General features: G+C 71.5%; 18 protein-coding genes. 13 read left to right on the top strand and 5 right to left on the bottom strand.

What is annotated here, in order from left to right:
• The first annotated feature begins 34 nt into the window (after window positions 1-34).
• The 5 genes from DA085_RS00415 to DA085_RS00395 all read left to right on the top strand — a co-directional run bounded on the left by DA085_RS00415 (window position 35) and on the right by DA085_RS00395 (window position 3795).
• On the top strand, window positions 35-1315 hold the full coding sequence (locus DA085_RS00415) for an NAD(P)/FAD-dependent oxidoreductase (protein WP_109470961.1): 1281 nt from the start codon (window positions 35-37) through the stop codon (window positions 1313-1315).
• Between the two features lie 157 nt (window positions 1316-1472).
• The gene (locus tag DA085_RS00410) at window positions 1473-1628 is read left to right on the top strand and encodes a Sp36 family protein (RefSeq protein WP_109470960.1); all 156 of its coding nucleotides are present in this window, start codon (window positions 1473-1475) and stop codon (window positions 1626-1628) included.
• Entirely contained in the window at window positions 1625-2098 is a 474-nt protein-coding gene (locus DA085_RS00405) for a RidA family protein (protein WP_109470959.1), read from the top strand. Before DA085_RS00410 ends, DA085_RS00405 begins: the two co-directional genes overlap by 4 nt.
• Window positions 2099-2122: 24 nt before the next feature.
• Window positions 2123-3001, top strand: coding sequence for an NUDIX hydrolase (locus DA085_RS00400; RefSeq protein ID WP_154402046.1), 879 nt, complete (start codon window positions 2123-2125; stop codon window positions 2999-3001).
• Window positions 2998-3795 (top strand): MBL fold metallo-hydrolase, encoded by a 798-nt coding sequence (locus tag DA085_RS00395; RefSeq protein WP_237565229.1) that lies wholly within the window; start codon window positions 2998-3000, stop codon window positions 3793-3795. The genes DA085_RS00400 and DA085_RS00395 overlap by 4 nt, the downstream gene beginning before the upstream one ends.
• A 102-nt stretch (window positions 3796-3897) precedes the next feature.
• Here the strand turns inward: DA085_RS00395 and DA085_RS00390 are convergent, their stop codons facing one another.
• Window positions 3898-4575 carry a Crp/Fnr family transcriptional regulator gene (locus DA085_RS00390; RefSeq protein WP_109471201.1) on the bottom strand — a complete coding sequence of 226 codons (678 nt, stop codon included), beginning with the start codon at window positions 4573-4575 and terminating at the stop codon, window positions 3898-3900.
• A 50-nt stretch (window positions 4576-4625) separates the two neighbouring features.
• On the opposite strand from DA085_RS00390, the gene nth reads away from it, so the two are divergent.
• Window positions 4626-5366, top strand: coding sequence for an endonuclease III (gene nth / locus DA085_RS00385; protein WP_109470957.1), 741 nt, complete (start codon window positions 4626-4628; stop codon window positions 5364-5366).
• Window positions 5363-6106 (top strand): NUDIX hydrolase, encoded by a 744-nt coding sequence (locus tag DA085_RS00380; RefSeq protein WP_109470956.1) that lies wholly within the window; start codon window positions 5363-5365, stop codon window positions 6104-6106. The genes nth and DA085_RS00380 overlap by 4 nt, the downstream gene beginning before the upstream one ends.
• Window positions 6107-6202: 96 nt before the next feature.
• Here the strand turns inward: DA085_RS00380 and DA085_RS00375 are convergent, their stop codons facing one another.
• The 3 genes from DA085_RS00375 to DA085_RS00365 form a co-directional block, all read right to left on the bottom strand.
• The gene (locus tag DA085_RS00375) at window positions 6203-6631 is read right to left on the bottom strand and encodes a phage holin family protein (protein ID WP_109470955.1); all 429 of its coding nucleotides are present in this window, start codon (window positions 6629-6631) and stop codon (window positions 6203-6205) included.
• A 345-nt stretch (window positions 6632-6976) separates the two neighbouring features.
• Window positions 6977-8971 (bottom strand): acetate--CoA ligase, encoded by a 1995-nt coding sequence (acs, locus tag DA085_RS00370; RefSeq protein WP_109470954.1) that lies wholly within the window; start codon window positions 8969-8971, stop codon window positions 6977-6979.
• A 143-nt stretch (window positions 8972-9114) separates the two neighbouring features.
• Complete coding sequence (locus tag DA085_RS00365) at window positions 9115-9726, bottom strand: AMIN-like domain-containing (lipo)protein (RefSeq protein WP_109470953.1); 612 nt, start codon at window positions 9724-9726, stop codon at window positions 9115-9117.
• A 119-nt stretch (window positions 9727-9845) separates the two neighbouring features.
• Between DA085_RS00365 and DA085_RS00360 the strand changes: the two genes are divergently transcribed.
• The 4 genes from DA085_RS00360 (at window position 9846) to DA085_RS00340 (ending at window position 14404) form a co-directional block, all read left to right on the top strand.
• Window positions 9846-10715: a Fic family protein gene (locus DA085_RS00360; RefSeq protein WP_109470952.1), complete on the top strand. Its 870-nt coding sequence runs from the start codon at window positions 9846-9848 to the stop codon at window positions 10713-10715.
• Window positions 10716-11332: 617 nt separating this feature from the next.
• Entirely contained in the window at window positions 11333-11938 is a 606-nt protein-coding gene (locus DA085_RS21960) for a class I SAM-dependent methyltransferase (RefSeq protein ID WP_109470951.1), read from the top strand.
• A 499-nt stretch (window positions 11939-12437) separates the two neighbouring features.
• Complete coding sequence (ssd, locus tag DA085_RS00345; RefSeq protein ID WP_161958363.1) at window positions 12438-13178, top strand: septum site-determining protein Ssd; 741 nt, start codon at window positions 12438-12440, stop codon at window positions 13176-13178.
• Window positions 13179-13180: 2 nt separating this feature from the next.
• Window positions 13181-14404: a TadA family conjugal transfer-associated ATPase gene (locus tag DA085_RS00340; RefSeq protein ID WP_237565228.1), complete on the top strand. Its 1224-nt coding sequence runs from the start codon at window positions 13181-13183 to the stop codon at window positions 14402-14404.
• Here DA085_RS00340 and DA085_RS00335 read toward each other — a convergent pair.
• Window positions 14331-14813: a zinc-ribbon domain-containing protein gene (locus DA085_RS00335; protein ID WP_154402045.1), complete on the bottom strand. Its 483-nt coding sequence runs from the start codon at window positions 14811-14813 to the stop codon at window positions 14331-14333. The genes DA085_RS00340 and DA085_RS00335 overlap by 74 nt on opposite strands.
• A 43-nt stretch (window positions 14814-14856) precedes the next feature.
• Here DA085_RS00335 and DA085_RS00330 point away from each other — a divergent pair, with 43 nt between their 5' ends.
• Together DA085_RS00330 and DA085_RS00320 are read left to right on the top strand one after the other, a co-directional pair.
• Window positions 14857-15570 carry a hypothetical protein gene (locus tag DA085_RS00330; RefSeq protein ID WP_109470947.1) on the top strand — a complete coding sequence of 238 codons (714 nt, stop codon included), beginning with the start codon at window positions 14857-14859 and terminating at the stop codon, window positions 15568-15570.
• Between the two features lie 1190 nt (window positions 15571-16760).
• A complete protein-coding gene (locus DA085_RS00320; RefSeq protein ID WP_109470945.1) occupies window positions 16761-17360 on the top strand; it encodes a hypothetical protein in 600 nt (199 codons plus the stop codon).
• Window positions 17361-17558: the final 198 nt, after the last annotated feature.

The following is a 17558-nucleotide window of genomic DNA, read 5'->3' as shown; positions in this document are numbered from 1 at the left end:
CTGCCGGGCGTCCCCGGTTGGTACGGTCCGGGGCATGGCAACGTCGCCGCAGAACACACAGACTCCGGAGCACGTGATCATCGTCGGAGCCGGCATGGTCGGCCTGTCCACCGCGTGGTTCCTCCAGCAGCGCGGCGTGAAGGTCACCGTGCTGGAGCGCTCGGCGGTCGCCGCCGGCGCGTCGTGGGGCAACGCGGGGTGGATCACGCCCGCCATGGCGATCCCGCTCGCCGAGCCCGCGGTCCTGCGCTACGGCGTCAAGGCACTGCTGGACCCCTCCGCCCCCTTGCACGTCCCGATCAGTGTCGACCCGCCACTGTGGAGCTTCCTGCTGCGCTTCGCGGCCCGCTGCACCGGCCGGACCTGGCGTCGCACGATGGCGTCCTTGGTGCCGCTCAACGTGGCGGCGCTGGACGCCTACGACGAGCTGGAGACCGACCCTGACCTGAGCGTGCGCCTGACCGCCGGGCCGATCCTGGCAGCGTTCCGGGAGGGCGAGCACGCGGACGGCCTGCTGCAGGAGTTCGAGCACATCCGTGAGGCCGGCCTGGACCTGGAGTTCAGCGACGTGCCGGCGGACCGGATCCGCGAGCTCGCGCCCGTCGTGGCGCCGGACATCAGCCGGGCCATCCGGATCGACGGGCAACGGTTCATGAACCCCGGGGCGTATGTCGCGGGGCTGGCCGATGCGGTCCGCGCCCGTGGGGGAGAGGTCCGGGAGGGCGCCGACGTGCGCGGTCTGCGGCACGGGCCCGGCGGGATCTCCGTCGACCTCGTGGGCGCGCCGCCGGTCACGGGCGATGCCGTGGTGCTGGCGACCGGGGCCTGGCTGCCCACGCTGGCCAGGCAGTACGGCGTGCGCACCAGTCTGCGCGCCGGCCGCGGCTACTCCTTCTCGGTGGCGCAGCCGACCGACGGACGCACGGTGACCAACCCGATCTACTTCCCCTACGAGCGGATCGTCTGCACCCCGCTGGGCGACACCGGCCGGATCCGGATGGGCGGCACCATGGAGTTCCGGCCGACCGACGCACCGCTGTATCCGCAGCGGATCGAGTCGATCGTGGCCAACGCCGCACCGCTGGTCGAGGGCCTGGACCTGGCCGACCGGCAGGACGAGTGGGTCGGCGCCCGGCCGGTCACCGTCGACGGGCTCCCTCTCGTCGGGCCGACGAACGCACCCGGCGTATGGGTGCACGGTGGCCACGGCATGTGGGGGATGTGCCAGGGCCCGGCCACCGCGCGGCTGCTCGCCGAGCAGATGGTCACCGGCGTCACCCCGTCCGCGCTGCGGCCGCTGTCGCCGACCCGCTGAGGCCGCTGTTGCGGACCTGTTGAGACTGCTTTCGCGGACCCGCTGAGCCTGGCGCAGGCACGGGGACGAGAACTACCCACGGTGTGGCGGAATCCCGGGTAGGACCCGGACACGTGCTGCCGTGACCGTCCCGTCACCGGCTCGGTAGAGTCGGGCCATGGCCAACTGGGAATACGCAACCGTGCCGCTCATCGTGCACGCCACCAAGCAGATCCTCGACCAGTGGGGGGAGGACGGCTGGGAGCTCGTGCAGGTCGTTCCGGGCCCCGACGGCACCAACCTGGTCGCCTACCTGAAGCGAGAGAAGGCATGAGCGCCGTCGAGGAGAGGCTCGCCGCGCTCGGGCACACCGTGCCCGAGGTCGTGCCGCCGGTCGCCGCCTATGTCCCCGCCGTCCAGCAGGGCGAGCTGATCTTCACCTCCGGTCAGCTGCCCATGGTCGACGGTGCGCTCCCCGCGACCGGCAAGGTCGGCGAGGGTGAGGGCCTGGTCGACCCGGCCGAGGCCAAGCGTCTGGCCGGGATCTGCGCCCTCAACGCCATTGCCGCCGTCAAGTCGGTCGTCGGTGACCTGGACAAGGTCGCCCGGGTCGTCAAGGTCGTGGGCTTCGTGTCCAGCGACCCGTCGTTCACCGGTCAGCCGGGCGTGATCAACGGTGCCAGCGAGCTGCTCGGCGAGGCCTTCGGCGACGCCGGCGTCCACGCCCGCTCCGCCGTCGGCGTGGCGACGTTGCCGATGGACACCCCCGTCGAGCTCGAGATCATCGTCGCCGTCTCGGCCTGAGCCGTGACCTACCGCGACTTCCCGATGCCTGAACGGCTTCGGGGGCACGCTCGCGACTGGCTGGATGCCGGTGGCACGGTGGGTGAGCCGGCACCCGCCAAGCTGTCCGCCACCGTCATGCTGCTGCGCCCGGCGGCGGACGGGCCGGAGGTGTTCGTGCTGCGCCGGGCCTCCACGATGGCCTTCGCCGCCGACATGCTGGCCTTCCCCGGTGGTGGCGTGGACGTCCGTGACGCCGACCCGGGCGTGCCCTGGACGGGGCCGTCCCCGGAGGAGTGGGCCGCTCGTCTGAGCACGCCCGTCGACGAGGCGCGGGAGCTGGTGATCGCGGCCGCCCGCGAGGTGTTCGAGGAGTGCGGTGTCCTGCTCGCCGGCCCTGACGCCGACTCGGTCGTCGCCGACCTCACCGACCCGGCGTGGGACGACGAGCGGGACGCCCTGCTGGCCCGTGAGCAGTCCTTCGCCGAGCTGCTCATCCGTCGCTCCCTGGTGCTGCGCACGGACCTGCTCGAGCTGCGGGCGCACTGGACCACGCCCGAGTGTGAACCCAAGCGCTACAACACCAGGTTCTTCGTGGCCCGGCTGCCGGAAGGCCAGCTCGCCGACGACCGGAGCTCGGAGGCCGCGGAGGTGCTCTGGGCGACGCCCGAGCGCCTGCTGGCCGCACAGGAGGCGGGCGAGCACCGGATGCTGCCCCCGACGCGCGTCATGATCGAGCAGCTGGCCCGTGCTCGCAGCCTCGACGAGGCGCTCACCCCTGCCCCGCAGGTGTGGCCGGTCATGCCGTGGCCGGTGGAGCACGACGACGCCCTGTGGATGCGGGCACCGATCGACGACCGGGGTGACGGCCTGCCACCGGCCGGGGCCCTGGACGTCCCGACGACCGGGAGTGAGCTGCTGTGACGTCATGGAAGGGTGGCCCGCTCAACGAGCGGGTGACCTGCACGCTGTGCCCCAACCCGGGGCCGATGACCCTGGAGGGCACCAACACCTGGATCCTCTCCGCGCCGGGCTCCGACGAGGCGATCGTCATCGACCCCGGCCCGCTGGACGAGGAGCACCTCCAACAGGTCCTGGCCGACGTCGCCGGGCGCGGAGCACGCGTCGCCCTGGCGCTGTTTACCCACGGCCACTGGGACCACGCCGAGTCCCTCGAGCGGTTCGCCGAGCTGACGGGCGCGCCGGTGCGGGGTAATTGCCCCGGGGCGGAGCCGGTCTCCGACGGCGAGGTCCTCGAGGTGGCCGGCCTGCGGACGGTCGCCGTGCTCACGCCCGGCCACACGATGGACTCGGTCTGCTTCCTGCTCGAGCAGGACGGCGTGCTGTTCACCGGCGACACCATCCTCGGGCGGGGCACCACGGTCGTCGCGCACCCGGATGGACAGCTGGCGGCCTATCTCAGCTCGCTGGACAGGCTCGCGGGTCTCGCTGCCGACGGCACGGTCCGCACGCTGGCTCCGGGGCACGGGCCGGTCCTCACCGACGCCGCGCCGACGGTGCAGCAGTATGCCGACCACCGGCAGGAGCGCCTGGCGCAGGTGCGCGACGCGGCGCGGGAGAGCGCGGACCTGTCCCGCTCCGACCTGGCGGACGCCGTGGTGGCCAGCGTCTACGCGGACGTGCCGAGGGACGTCTGGCCTGCGGCGCGCCAGAGCGTCCTGGCCCAGCTGGACTACCTGGACCTCGGCCGCCCCTGACCCCTCCAGGCTCGACCGAGCGCGTGGGAACCTGAGCTTGTGCCCCACCGGGCGCGGCGTGGCCTGAGGTCTGGCTCGATTGCTACGCCGTATGCCGCTGGGCTAGCGGGAGCGTCGACGCAGCCTCTCGAGGTCGAGCAGGGTGACCGACTTGGCGCCCAGCACCAGCCAGCCACGGGTCGCGAAGTCGGCGAGAGCCTTGTTGACCGTCTCTCGCGAGGCACCGACCAGCTGGGCCAGCTCCTCCTGCGTGAGGTCGTGGGCGACCTTGACGCCCTGGTCGGTGCGCTTGCCGAACCGCACCGACAGGTCAAGCAGGGCCTTGGCGACCCGGCCTGGGACATCGGTGAACACCAGGTCGGACATGTCCTCGTTGGTCCTGCGGAGGCGACGGGCCAGCCCGGCCAGCATCATCATCGCCACCTCGGGGTGCTCGTTGAGGAACGAGCGCAGGTCAGCATTGCCCAGCGAGATCAGCTCGGCCTCGGCAACCGCACGCGCGCTGGTCAGCCGAGGACCCGGGTCGAAGAGACTGAGCTCGCCGAACATCTCACCGGGACCGAGCACCGACAGCAGGCTCTCGCGTCCGTCGCCGCTCGTGCGGGCAAGCTTCATCTTCCCGGTGACGATCACATAGAGCGAGTCACCCGGGTCACCCTCCTCGAACACGGACTCTCCGCGCGCCAGACGGATCGGCGTCATCGAGTCGGCGAGCCGCATCGCGGTCTCGTCGTCCAGGGCCGCAAACAGCGGTGTCTTCTTCACGACTTGACGGTCCACGGTGGTCATCCTGCCACTAACGCCCGGCGCTGTGTCGAGTGTCTCCCCCGATGTCTAAGGTGGACACCGTGATCCAGCCTGTCGAGACCCCCACCGGAGAGACCCCTCTGGCACTCACTCGGCGAGCACGACGCATCTACCGTCTCCTCGCCGAGCGTTACCCGGACGCCCACTGTGAGCTGGACTTCACCAACCCCTTCGAGCTGCTCGTGGCGACGGTCCTGTCCGCTCAGACCACGGACGTGCGGGTCAACATGGTGACGCCCGAGCTGTTCCGTCGCTACCCGGATGCAGAGGCCCTTGCAGGCGCCGACCGCACCGACGTGGAGACGATCATCGCCTCCACCGGCTTCTTCCGCGCCAAGACCGAGTCCCTGCTGCGCCTCGGTGTGGCGCTGGTCGAGGACCACGGTGGGGTCGTTCCGGGCCGGATGGTCGACCTGGTCAAGCTTCCCGGGGTGGGTCGCAAGACCGCCAACGTCGTGCTGGGCAACGCCTTCGGAGTGCCGGGCATCACGGTGGACACCCACTTCGGCCGCCTCGTCCGACGGTTCGGCTGGACCACCGAGGAGGACCCGGTCAAGGTCGAGCACGCGGTCGGTGCGCTCGTCCCGCGCAAGGAGTGGACCCAGCTCTCCCACGTCCTGATCTTCCACGGGCGCCGCACCTGCCACGCCAAGAAGCCCGCGTGCGGCGCCTGCCCGATCGCGCGGTTGTGCCCCTCCTACGGCACCGGCGAGACCGACCCTGACAAGGCCGCCAAGCTCGTGCGGACGGCGCCTCCACGGTGACTGTCCCCCGGTGGCTGACCGGTCTCGTGGAGAGCGCCGCGGGTCCGGACGGCGACCACCCCTGGAGGCGTCAGCTCGCCCCTGCCGGCCAACCCGGGCAGCGACAGTCGGCCGTGCTGCTGCTCTTCGCCCCCGCTGTCCCGGCCACCAGGAGAGACCACGCGGTGGCGACGTCGTCATCAGCCGGGCCCGCGCTGGAACTGCCCACGCACTCGACGGGCGGCGACCCGTCCGAGGCTGCCGAGATCGCGCCGGAGGCCATCTCGCTGCTGCTCACCGAGCGCGCGCACACCCTGCGCTCCCACCCGGGCCAGGTCTCCTTCCCCGGCGGGAGGGCGGAGCCGACAGACCGGGACCTCGTGGCGACGGCCCTCCGTGAGACGCATGAGGAGGTCGGTGTCGAGCCGGACACCGTCGAGGTGGCTGGTCTCCTGCCGCCCCTCAACCTGTCCGTCAGCTCACACGACGTCTCTCCGGTGCTCGGATGGTGGCAGCATCCGGGCCGGGTGTGGGCCCGGGACCCGCGGGAGGTGGCCAGTGTCGTGCAGATCTCGGTCGCCGAACTGGTCGACCCGGCACACCGGTTCCGGGTCGGCCACCCGAGCGGCTGGATCGGGCCCGCCTTCCAGGCACACGACCTCGTGGTGTGGGGCTTCACCGCGATGGTGCTGGACGGCATCCTGCGGCTCGGCGGGTGGGAGGTCCCATGGGACGAGTCGGACGTGCGGCCCGTGCCCTGAGCGGCACGGGCCCCCAGCGTGGCGACAGGCTGCCGTCGCGCCAGCGTGGCGTCAGGCTGCCAGCGACTCAGTGGCTGCCGTCGCCCCAGCCGGGCGTCAGGCTGCCGCGCCGGGCTTGCCCTGCTGGTTGAGGCTGGCCTTCAGCGACGTGATGGTCTGCTGGGCGTTGTCGATGGCCCGGACGGGCTTGGGCTTGGCCTTCTTGAACTCCTGCACCGCGAAGAACGCCAGGCCTCCCACGATCAGCAGGAGCACGCCGGCGACGATGAGGAGCCCTGCCCACAGGGGGAGCCCGGCCGCCTCAATGCCCCAGGCCCCGGCGAGGAGCAGCAGCCCCAGCGCATAGAGCGCGAGCACCAGGGCCACGACTCCGGCAGCCGCGCCCTTGCCTGCCCGGGTGGCGCTCGCCGTCACCTCGCTCTTGGCGAGCTCGATCTCGCTGCGGACGATCGCGGACAGGTCGTTGGTCGCGTCGGACACGAGCTGCCCGATGGTCCGCTCTGATGTCTGGTTGCCGGTCGTCATGGTCAAAACCCTAACCCCTGAACGCCTGCGGCACAGGTCGATCCCCTGCCCGCCCGCAACCTGCCGGCGGGGAAGAGTCCGCACCGGTCGCAGAGCACACAAAAAGAGGTGCCCACCCGACACCCCCTGTTCGTGTCGGGTGGGCACCCTGTCGACGCCGGTCCCGTGACAGCCGGTGCTCGCCGCTATCCGAGGGAGTGGACCGCGGCGGCGTGTCGATGGCTCAAGTCTGCCGCGACCTTGCTCTAAAGCGGCCCCCGGAACGGTAAGTTCTTCGCAAAGAAAAACAGGCCCTGAAAAATGGTTGAAATGGAGGCCTCGCGGCCCCGCATTTCGTCCGGCAGATCAGCTCTCGTCGCCACCCGCGCCAGACCCGCTGGAGCCCAGCCCGGTCTTGATCAGGTCCATCACCGAGCTGTCGGCCAGCGTGGTGACGTCGCCGACCTCGCGCTTCTCCGCGACGTCGCGCAGCAGGCGCCGCATGATCTTGCCGGACCGGGTCTTGGGCAGCTCGGCGACGACCAGGATCTGTCGGGGCTTGGCGATCGGCCCGATCTCCTTGGCGACGTGGTTGCGCAGCTCGGCCACCAGGTCAGCGCCCTCGCCGACCTCGTCGGCCTCGTCGATCGCCTCGGACCGGAGGATCACGAAGGCCACCACGGCCTGACCGGTCATCGCGTCCGTGGCACCGACCACGGCGGCCTCGGCGACCTTGTGGTGGCTCACCAGGGCCGACTCGATCTCGGTGGTCGACAGCCGGTGGCCCGAGACGTTCATGACGTCATCGACCCGACCGAGCACCCACAGGTTGCCGTCCTCGTCCTTCTTGGCGCCGTCTCCCGCGAAGTACAGGCCCGGGAAACGCGACCAGTAGGTCTCCTTGTAGCGCTCCAGGTCTCCCCAGATGCCGCGCAGCATGGCCGGCCACGGGCTGCGGGCGACCAGATAGCCGCCGGACCCGTCCGGCACGGACTGACCCGCCTCGTCGACGACATCGAGGTCGATGCCGGGGATCGCCAGCTGGGTGGAGCCGGGGCGCGCCGGGGTCACTCCGGGCAGCGGGCTGGCCATGATCGCGCCGGTCTCGGTCTGCCACCAGGTGTCGACGATGGGGGTGCGGTCGCCGCCGATGACGCGGCGGTACCACATCCACGCCTCCGGGTTGATGGGCTCGCCCACCGACCCCAGCAGCCGCAGCGAGGACAGGTCGTGCGCCTTGGGGAACTCCTCACCCCACTTCATGCAGGCGCGGATCGCCGTGGGGGCGGTGTAGAGGATGGTGACCTTCTTGTCGGCGACGATCTCCCACCAGCGCCCCTGGTGCGGGGTGTCGGGGGTTCCCTCGTACATCACCTGGGTCGCCCCCAGCGCCATCGGCCCGTAGACCGTGTAGCTGTGGCCGGTGACCCAGCCGATGTCGGCGGTGCACCAGTAGACGTCGGTCTCGGGATGGATGTCGTGGACGGCGTAGGACGTGAAGGCGCACTGCGTGAGGTAGCCGCCGGTGGTGTGCAGGATGCCCTTGGGCTTCCCGGTCGTGCCGGAGGTGTAGAGGATGAACAGCGGGTGCTCGGCGTCGAACGCCTCTGCGGTGTGCTCTGGTGCGGCCGCCTCGAGGGCTTCGTGCCACCACAGGTCGCGGCCCTCGGTCCACTGGACCTCGGTCTCCGTGCGCCGGACCACCAGGACGTGCTCGACGGTCGTCTCACCGGAGATCGCCTCGTCGACCGCGGGCTTGAGGGCGGAGGGCTTGCCCCTGCGGTAGCCGCCGTCGGCGGTGATGACGACCCTCGCCTCGCCGTCGGCGATGCGGCTGCGCAGGGCGTCGGCGGAGAAGCCGCCGAAGACGACCGAGTGCGGTGCGCCGAGCCGGGCGCAGGCGAGCATCGCGACAACTGCCTCGGGAATCATGGGCAGGTACAGCGCCACCCGGTCGCCGGTCCTGACGCCGAGGTCCACCAGCGCGTTGGCCGCGCGCTGCACCTGGTCGTGCAGCTCGGCATACGTGATGTCCCGGGTGTCACCCGGCTCGCCGACGAAGTGGAAGGCGACCCGGTCACCGTTGCCGGCCTCGACGTGCCGGTCCACACAGTTGACCGCGGCGTTGAGCCGACCACCGAGGAACCACTTGGCAACGGGAGCCTCGGACCAGTCCAGCACCTGGTCGAAGTCGGTGTCCCAGGTGAGGTGGGTGCGGGCCTGCTCGGCCCAGAAGGCCTCCCGATCGGCCGAGGCCTGGTCGTACATCGCCTGGGTGCCGTTCGCCTGGGCGGCGAAGTCGGCCGAGGGCGGGAAGGTCCGCTCCTCGTGCAACAGGTTGGACAGGGTCTCCTCGGCCACGGTGCCTCCTCAGATCAGGGTGTGTCTCTTGACAGCCAACACTCTCACCCGGCGGGAGGCAACAGGCCCGCGCCCCCGTCGCGACGACCGGCGGCCCCGGTGGGGTCAGCGGTCGCCGCGCGGCAGGTCACCGGTCCGGCACGTCACCACCGGTGGGCGACGTCGACCACCAGGCGGGCGCCGTCACCCGGTCCGTCGAGCACCAGGACCCGGAACGGCAACCGCGCCCGGACCCCGAGACCGACCGTGGTCTGCCCCTCGAAGCTGCCGGCCAGGGCGACCTGCCGGAAGGTGCTCCAGCCGGCCACCGCGACCAGGTGGGCGGGGTCGGTCGGGTCGTAGGTGGGTGCCCCGTCCTCGTAGGCCGGTGCCCGGAGGATGATCCTCAGGTCCGCGCCACCGGAGAGGGGCACGACCTGGCCGGAGCCGTCCGCCCGGACGGCGTCGACATAACGCACGTCATAGGTCAGGGACCCCGGGACGTCGTCGACGTCGATCACGAGACGGTCGAAGCAGGTATGCCGTCCGGCCCGGACGTCCTCGACCGTGCCGGTGGTGTGGGTGGTGCCGTTGGACCTGGCCAGGGAGCCCCAGGTGATCCCGCAGTAGGGGCTGGCCTGCATCACCCCGCTGACGGCCGTGTCGAGGGAACGGATGTGGGCCGGTGCCTCCGGTGCCGTGGCGAGCGCGGGGGCGCCGGTGGCGAGGGCCAGGGTCGCGGCCAGGGCCGCCCAGGTGCGTCGGTGTGCGTGCATGGTCTTCCTCCTTCTGTGGTCGGGTCGTGGCCCCGGGTGGCCCCTTGGTTCGTGCCCGTTCTGACATCCGGTATGACGCCGGTCGGGTCGGGCGGGTTGGTCGCGCCTACGCTGGGTCGGTGAGTTCCGGGACGGGTGTTGCTGATCAGGTGCAGGCGTTGCTGGGGCTGCCGGGCGTGCGGGAGGCGGTCGAGGACGCGAGGACGGCCTGCACCGAGCTGCGGTGGCACCAGGCGCTGCGCCGCCGCATCCCTGAGGCGGCGGCCGAGTCCCGGGTCCGCGGGGCCACGGCGACGGCTCTGCTCGAGGGGGCCGAGCCCGCCGGGTCCCAGGGCACGGTCTCGCTCGTGCGCGACCTGGTGCGCGGTGCGGCGGCCTGGCCGACCGAGCCCGACCCGGTCGAGCGGGTCCTCAAGGCGGCGGTCCAGGTGACCGCGGCGACCGAGTCGGCGACCTCGGCCGGGCTGAACAGCCCGGCCCACCTGCTGGCCCACCTGCACCTCGCGGCCGGAGCCGACCTGCTGCCGCCCGAACAGGTGGGTCGCCCGCGGCTGCCGGGGGAGGGCTGCAGCGAGTTCGGCGACCTCGGGGAGCCCCTGCCCGCCGAGGACCTGCCGGAGCGGCTGAACCTCGTGTATGACCTGCTCGGGACCCTGCGCACCGGCGGCTCGGCCCTCGCGGTCGCCGCCCTCGTGCACGCCGAGCTCGTCACGGTGCGCCCGTTCGTGAGCGGCAACGGGCTGGTCGCCAGGGCGCTGGAGCGCGTGGTCCACCGGGTCGGTGGGCTGGACCCGACCGGGGTCGCGGTCCCCGAGCTGGGCCACAGCCAGAAGGTGGGCGCGGACTACCGGGGCGCCCTCACGGCATACGGCCAGGGCGGCACCGAGGGGGTCCGGTTGTGGCTGCTGCACTGCGCCGAGGCGGTCGTGACGGGTGCCGGTGCGGGCACCGCGATCGCCGACTCCGTGCTCGCCGGGAAGCTCGTCTGAGCACGGGGGGCTTCCCAAAAGGCCTCGTCAGGAGTAGAAAGGGGAGGTGTAGCGGATCCGTCCGCTACCGGCGGTGACGACCCGGGCACCCACGCGCGGGCAGTCCACTGGTGGACCGTTCGAGGCCCGGCTGGCCGGACCCGACAAACTGTTTGCACGCACTGTTCACCCGGGTGGCCACCGCCGTGGATGACGCCCTTCACGGGGCGTCATCCCATGTCCGGGCCCGACTCCCCGGCGACCGGGAGGCCCCGTCGGCCGGCCGTCGCCCTGACGGTTGCCGGGTGGTTGTCCGGGCGTGGCGAGTCCTCCATGGTCCCGTCACGTAGCGTTTCCCCGAAGTTTGCTCAACGCGTTGGCTGTGGTGCATACTTGGACGTACAGCGCTCCCCGCAAGGGTTGAGCGCGGGCGTTGTGGGTCATCCCCCCCTGACCTACAACGTCGACGGCCCCCGCTCCCCCCGCGGGGGCCGTCCCCTTTCCCGGGTCAGGTGCTCGCCCGGACACCTGGGGCCCTTTCACCTGGCAGTAGCTGCGGGCCTTGACGTCTCCAGGTCATGGGTCAACAGTGGGCAGGTGCGACCCGTTGATGAGGTGCGCGGAGCCAGGGAGGCTTGATGGGCCGCTTGTACCGTCTTTTGTACGCGGTGGGACTCACTCCCTGGGAAGCGGATGCCGAACGTGTGGCACCTGAGCTGAGGACGCTCATGGATCGGGTCGAGCAGAGTGTGGAACGGCCTCTTGGTGCTGCACTTGACCTCGGGTGCGGCAGGGGGAGGTGGTCGCGAGAACTGGCCGCACGTGGTTGGGACGTCACAGGCATCGACGTCGTCCCCAGGGCCGTGCAGGACGCTCAGCGCCGGGCCGAGGAGTGGGGTGTCGCGGTCCGTTTCGTCCAGGGGAGCGTGACCGCACTGCGCGACGCTGACGTCGGCACGGGGTATCGCCTCATCCTCGATGTCGAGTGCTTCAACCATCTCAGCGACGTGCAGCGGGCAGCAGTTGGTCGAGAGGTCGACGCTGTCGCGGGCCACGATGCCCAGATCGTGCTGCTCGTGTGGTCGCGGGCACGCCGGGGGCCCCTTCCGCCGGGTGCGAGGCGAGAAGATGTTGCGGCGGCGTTTCCCCGGTGGAGGATCGTTGACGAAACGCCCTACCAGGCAAAGCTCCCCCCACTGATGCGCAGCATCAGGCCGCGGTGGTACCGCCTCGCGCGTATGTGACCTCAACTCGCGTTCGCGAGGTGTCTCACCGGCATGATGGCTGTGCCCGCACACCGTGCCTCACCGATCGCGGCAGAGTCGGATACGACCGTGTCGGCGGGGTACATGTCGTCTTGGAGCCGCGCATCGTTCTCAGAGCGTGAAATAGCCGGCTCGAAGAACGCTTGGCGGCTCCAAGACGACATCGGACTCCAAAGGAGTACGTCCGACATTCGGCGGAGGGGGAGGACACATCCAATGCCCCCGGATGATGGTCGGCAAGGGCGCCGTCGTGGTGGGTGGTTTCGATTCCGTCGCGGTGACAGTCAAGGGCTGCCAGGCCACACAGGTGACGCCTACCGAGTCGATCAGACGATGGTTGTGCGGCAGATGAACTGTGGAGCAGCGCTCTTGCCACTGGACAGTGCCGTCTGCCCACAGGATGGGTCGAAGCTCTGCGCTATCCACAGCCACGACTTCACCGCGTCGGAGGTCCCACCGCCGGTTGCACGCTGGTCCCATGACAGCGACGAACCAAGCGGATCGGCCAGCCGGTGGAGGCGTCGTCCTCGGCGTGCTGGGCGCCTCCGGCGGCGTAGGTGCCAGCACCCTGGCCACGGCCTGCGCGGTTCGCGCGTCGGCCGCGAGGCGGGACGTCGTCCTGGTGGACGCGCACCCGTGGGGCGGTGGCCTGGACGTGCTGGCCGGACTGGACGCGGAGCCGGGCCTGCGGTGGACCGATCTGCAGGGGATCCGTGGCGACGTGGATCCCCACCGCCTGGTCGGCGAGTTGCCGGCCACCGACGAGGGGTTGCGCTGTGTGTCCTGGGGAGTGCAGCCCCCCGAGGGTGATCCTCCCGGCCCCAGGCCGGTGCTGACAGCAGTGCGCGCAGCCGTGGAGCTCACGGTGGTGGACCTGCCGCGACCGGCGGCACCCGTCCTCGGGCACCAGCAGTGGTGGGCGATGTGTGACGAGGTGGTGCTGCTCGTCGAGGCCTCCGTGGTCGGCCTGGGGGCTGCCGCGACCGTGTCCAGGGCGGTGCACGGGCTGTCCGGCGTGGTGCTGCGCTGGCCGTCCGTGTTGCCGGAGGAGGACATCGCCTCCGCCCTCGGAGCCCCTGTGCTCGCCCGCCTCGCAGAGGACCGGACGGTGCGCTCGTGCCTGGAGCGCGGCCGGGCCGTCGCCAGTGAGTCAGGTCCACTGACCGATGCTGCGGACGAGGTGCTCTGTGTCCTGCTCCCGGGGCTCAGGGCAGCCTGACCGTGACCGATCAGGACACGACCGATGAGCGGGTGTGGCACCAGATCCGCCGAGGTCGCGCATCCTCGGCGCAGGCGGTCGACGCGATCGCCGACCGTGACGCGGTGCGGCTGGGCAGCGCCGGTGTCGCGTCGTTGCGCCAGGAGCTGCGCAGCGAGGTCCTGGGGGCGGGTCCGCTCGAGCCGCTGCTGGCCGACCCGACAGTCACCGACGTCCTGGTCAACGGGCTCGACGGCGTGTGGGTCGACCGGGGGGACGGTCTGCACCAGGAGCCCATCAGGTTCGCGGAGGCCGACTCCGTCCGACGCCTCGCGGTGCGCCTCGCCACCCTCGCTGGTCAACGGCTCGATGACGCCAGTCCCTGGGTGGACGGGCTGCTCCCAGGGGGTGTCCGCCTGCACGGCATCCTGCCGCCGCTGGTGGCCGGTGGGGCCCACCTGAGTCTCCGGATCCCACGGAGCACCAGTCCCGACCTTGCCACGCTGGAGCAGTGGGGGATGCTCAACCGTCAGGTGGCGCAGATCCTGCGCGAGGTCGTGCGTAAGCGGGTGTCTTTCGTGATCACGGGTGGCACCGGATCGGGCAAGACCACCCTGCTCGGGGCGATGCTCCAAGGGGTGGATCCGGCCGAACGGATCGTGCTGGTCGAGGACACCAGGGAGCTCGCGGTCCGGCACCCGCACGTCGTGCGCCTGCAGGGCCGCGCCGCCAACGTCGAGGGCCGCGGCGAGGTGACCCTGACCACCCTGGTCCGGCAGTCCCTTCGGATGCGACCCGACCGCCTAGTCATCGGTGAGGTCCGGGGTGCGGAGGAGCCGCGCACCCGAGGGTGCTACGACCCGTCTGCTGGTGGTGGCGTGATGCGGGGCTACGACCCGGCCGCGGACTCCAGCCCGGGCCTCGCCGGGGACGCCCCGGGCGGCGTCCCCGGCGCTCGATCAGCGCACCGGGTTGTGCTGGTGCGGGTGCGAGGCGGCCCTCCCGGCGCCCGGCCGGTTCCTACCCGGGCACGACGCGGCCCTGGCCGCGAAGCTGGCCCGGGCCGACGCCGCAGGCGTCCTCGTGGTTGCCCTCCACGACGACGGCGACCTGTCCTACCCGCCGCAGCCCGCCCGCGACATGGCGCGGTACTTCGGCTGGGCCGACTGACGCTCAGCCCCGAGGCCTCTTGCGGCGGCCGACCTGGCTTCGGGCCGCGCACTTGGGGCAGATCCCGCGGCGCTTGACGCGGTTGGCCACCTGCGCCTGCCACCGGTAGCCGCAGTCGAAGCACTCCCACCACGCGAGCATCGTGGAGGTCCCACGGACCTGGGCGGGGTGCATGCCGTTGGCCTCGATGTCGAACTCGGTCGCGGCCCAGGGCGCCCTGTCCAGCAGCGAGGACCCAGGCTTGACCTCAGCGTGCTTGCGGGCGGTGCAGACCGGGCAGCCGGACCCGAGGTACGTGCGGTTGGAGACGATCGCCTCCCACTCCGTCGCGCAGACCGAGCACCGCCAGCGCACGCGCCGGGCCGACCCGGCCCTGACCGTCTCGGGGGCCAGTGCGTTGTCCGGGTGCCATTCCGCTGCGATGTCAGGCCGCGCCTCGGCCAGCATCGGCTGGCGGCTCCAGCGCTTCCTCGCGTTCTCCGGCACGGCGCCAGGCTACCGACCCCCGGCAGCGTCGTAGGGTCTGCGCATGAGGAAGGCATGGACGATCGCAGCCGCGGTGCTTGGCGCCTTGCTTCTCGCCGCGACCGCCATCGTGGCCTTTACCGACGCCTGGGGAATCGCTGCGCGGCTCGCGCAGCGGCACCCGGCCGGGGGCTGGGCCATCGCGGCCGTGGCCGTCGTGGCCGTCCCGGCGGCCTGGGCGCTGGGGAGGCACGGCCAGGTGGGGGAGGGGGCCGCCCTCCGGCGGGCCCGGGTAGCGCGCGCCGACGTGGGCCATGTCGCCCACCAGCAGTCCGGAGCGGGCCGGAGGCAGCCGCCCGTCCTAGGCGTACTGGGGAGGGACGGCCGGGCGCGTCGGTTCCTGCGCGACATGCCCGTCGACAAGAAGTTCAGTAGCGAGGCCGCCCGCGACATGGACGGCGTAGCGGAGCGCTGGGCGGAGGCGGCCGAGCCCATCTTCGACCGGAAGCTACGAGCGGCCATGTCCTCGGCCAAGGTCGCCTTCGAGGCGTACTGGGGGACGCTCGGGATCCGCTTGAACGCGCCCGGCCACCTCAAGGGCCAGTACCTCGATCTGCAGGTGGAAGCGCCGGAAGGTGCGGCAGAAGAGGGGGACGCGAGGTACTACGCCTTCCTGAGCGACGTACGCTCCCGGCGCAGGGAGCTTCTGGAGAGCCTGGCCCCGGTCGACGCGCGTCTTCACGAGCTGCGCGTGGAAGCCGACGCGCTGAAGAACTGATGTCGCGGAACGCCCGAACGGCGGGTCCCCCAGCACGATGGCTAGGAGACCCGCCGCCCGGTTGGGGCGGGGCAGCCCTACTTACGCTTCTTCCCCGCGTCTGAGCGCGTGCGCCTCCAGCTGCCGTCCTTGTTGCGAGAGCGCGGCTGGCTGCCGCCGCCCTCCTCCGGGACGTGGGGCACCTTGCCCGCCCGACGGTCAGCCATGCTGAACCAGCGTCCAGGTCACGGCCTGCCCGGCGTAGGGCGGTATGGTGTTGCCCCGAGCGATCGGGGCGGTCGTCCCGTTGGTGCCGGGGCGCCAAAGCCCGGACTCAGGGCAGTCCTGCCCCGTCTTGGCGGTGGTCCCGAGCGGCTTGCGTGCGGCGGTCGTGTAGACCATTACTCTTCTCCAGCTCCCGGAGCGTGACTGAGCACCTCGTCGGGCGGCAGAAAGCCAGGGCGTGGCCGCGCCAGGATGTGGCGAACCCTGCCATGCAGGGCTAGAGTCGAGTTGCTTACCAAGGCACTCGGCCCTCGGTGTCCGCCTTAACCGGCGGTCGCCGGGGGCTTCTACATGAGTCAGCCTAGTCCGATTGCATGACAGTCCTGACCCGGCTCGGGTGGCCTGTGGATAACTTTGGCCCCACCAGTCACTCCGGCACCACGACCTGGCGACGGCGTGGGGCTGCGGGCGCGTCTGTGACCTGCGGGTATGCGTAGCTGCGGGTCGCGCGAGAGCATCGCCTGCGGAACCTCGAAGTTCCGCACGCGGCCGCGCGTGTCGCATTAGGGTGACCGTAATCGCTAGAGCCCGCGCGGTGTGGGAGAACACGCCGCGCGGTGGCGATCCGGCGCAGCCCTGCCCGGCCGCCCCGCGGGCCGAGCGGCCTGCAGTAGGTCGCGTTCGCGCAGGTCAGCGGCCCTTGGGGCTGCGGCGGTGGCCGGACTGCCAGCCCGGAACCCTGGCGCGAGTGAGACCTTCGTCACAGGCGTTCGTCACATCCGGTCCGCAGGGCGCGGGGATGGTGTACAAAATTGTCCTGCGCGCTTCAGCCTGACCCCGGAGGACCGGGATTTCCTGGGGGGCGCAGTCCGGCTACAGCTGCCGACAACCGCGGGGCGAGCAATACGCGGCACGGGATACTCCGTGCTGATGCTCGAGCAACCGGCTCTGGCGCCGCGGGGGTCCCTCCTACCGAGGAGGACCGCATGACCACCATCGACATCACCTTCCGCCCCGCCGAGCCCGGCTGGCGCGTTGCGACGGCCAGCACGCCGCGCAACTACTACGGCGGCTGGGAGCAACAACTTCCTGACCGCGCCGACCACAAGGCTTGGTCAGGTTGCCTGCGCCTGGCGCCCGTGGCCGGTTGGGTAACCGAGGACGGGGTGAAGGTCCCCATCGGCGGCGACGGGCGGGCGCTCCCGACGTCCACAAGGCTACGCAGCGCCGTGCTCGGCGTGCTGGGGCCCGGTGACCCCGACCCAGACCTGCAAGACGCGATCGACACGGCCATGGAGTGGGTGGTCGCCGACGACCCGTATTTCACGCGCAGCGATGGAGTAGACGAGGCGATCGCCGAGCAGTTCGCTGACGAGGACGAGGCCCGCCTCCTGGCCCGCGCCGCCGAGCAGCGACCGGTCAAGCCCGAGGTCAGGAAGCTGCTCCAGCGGCAGACGCATGAGGATCTGCTTGCGCTTCGTGCGGAGGTCGATCGGGAGCTGCTCCGTGTCTACCACGCCGTGGCGCACCGCGGGCGGGTCCCGGCGGGGCCTCCCGCGGTCTCTGGGGGCTCCGGGCGGGGCTGAGGCCGGGCGCCTGCCCTGAGGCCCGAGAAGAGGGCACGCCGCCGGGGTCGGTCTTCCGGACGACCCCGGCAGCTAGTAGCGCCTGAGCGAAGGGCGCGTATCAATCGGACCATGCGCGCCGGGCGGCTGGCCAGCGTTGCGCGGCGTGTGGAACCACACGTCGGTGATCGCTGGTCACGAGGCCACTGGCGCTGGTCC

The sequence above is a fragment of the Ornithinimicrobium cavernae genome (assembly GCF_003121625.1).
Taxonomy (GTDB): domain Bacteria; phylum Actinomycetota; class Actinomycetes; order Actinomycetales; family Dermatophilaceae; genus Ornithinicoccus; species Ornithinicoccus cavernae.
The sequence above is the reverse complement of the archived record's forward strand: the minus strand, read 5'-3'. Positions and strand labels throughout refer to the sequence as shown.

Coding starts and splice junctions, on each gene's coding strand:
- DA085_RS00405 (WP_109470959.1), top strand. CDS start 1,625: ATGAGCGCCGTCGAGGAGAGGCTCGCCGCGCTCGGGCACACCGTGCCC.
- DA085_RS00375 (WP_109470955.1), bottom strand. CDS start 6,631: ATGACGACCGGCAACCAGACATCAGAGCGGACCATCGGGCAGCTCGTG.
- DA085_RS00400 (WP_154402046.1), top strand. CDS start 2,123: ATGCCTGAACGGCTTCGGGGGCACGCTCGCGACTGGCTGGATGCCGGT.
- DA085_RS00415 (WP_109470961.1), top strand. CDS start 35: ATGGCAACGTCGCCGCAGAACACACAGACTCCGGAGCACGTGATCATC.
- DA085_RS00330 (WP_109470947.1), top strand. CDS start 14,857: ATGAGGAAGGCATGGACGATCGCAGCCGCGGTGCTTGGCGCCTTGCTT.
- DA085_RS21960 (WP_109470951.1), top strand. CDS start 11,333: ATGGGCCGCTTGTACCGTCTTTTGTACGCGGTGGGACTCACTCCCTGG.
- nth (WP_109470957.1), top strand. CDS start 4,626: ATGTCTAAGGTGGACACCGTGATCCAGCCTGTCGAGACCCCCACCGGA.
- DA085_RS00320 (WP_109470945.1), top strand. CDS start 16,761: ATGACCACCATCGACATCACCTTCCGCCCCGCCGAGCCCGGCTGGCGC.
- ssd (WP_161958363.1), top strand. CDS start 12,438: ATGACAGCGACGAACCAAGCGGATCGGCCAGCCGGTGGAGGCGTCGTC.
- DA085_RS00365 (WP_109470953.1), bottom strand. CDS start 9,726: ATGCACGCACACCGACGCACCTGGGCGGCCCTGGCCGCGACCCTGGCC.
- DA085_RS00410 (WP_109470960.1), top strand. CDS start 1,473: ATGGCCAACTGGGAATACGCAACCGTGCCGCTCATCGTGCACGCCACC.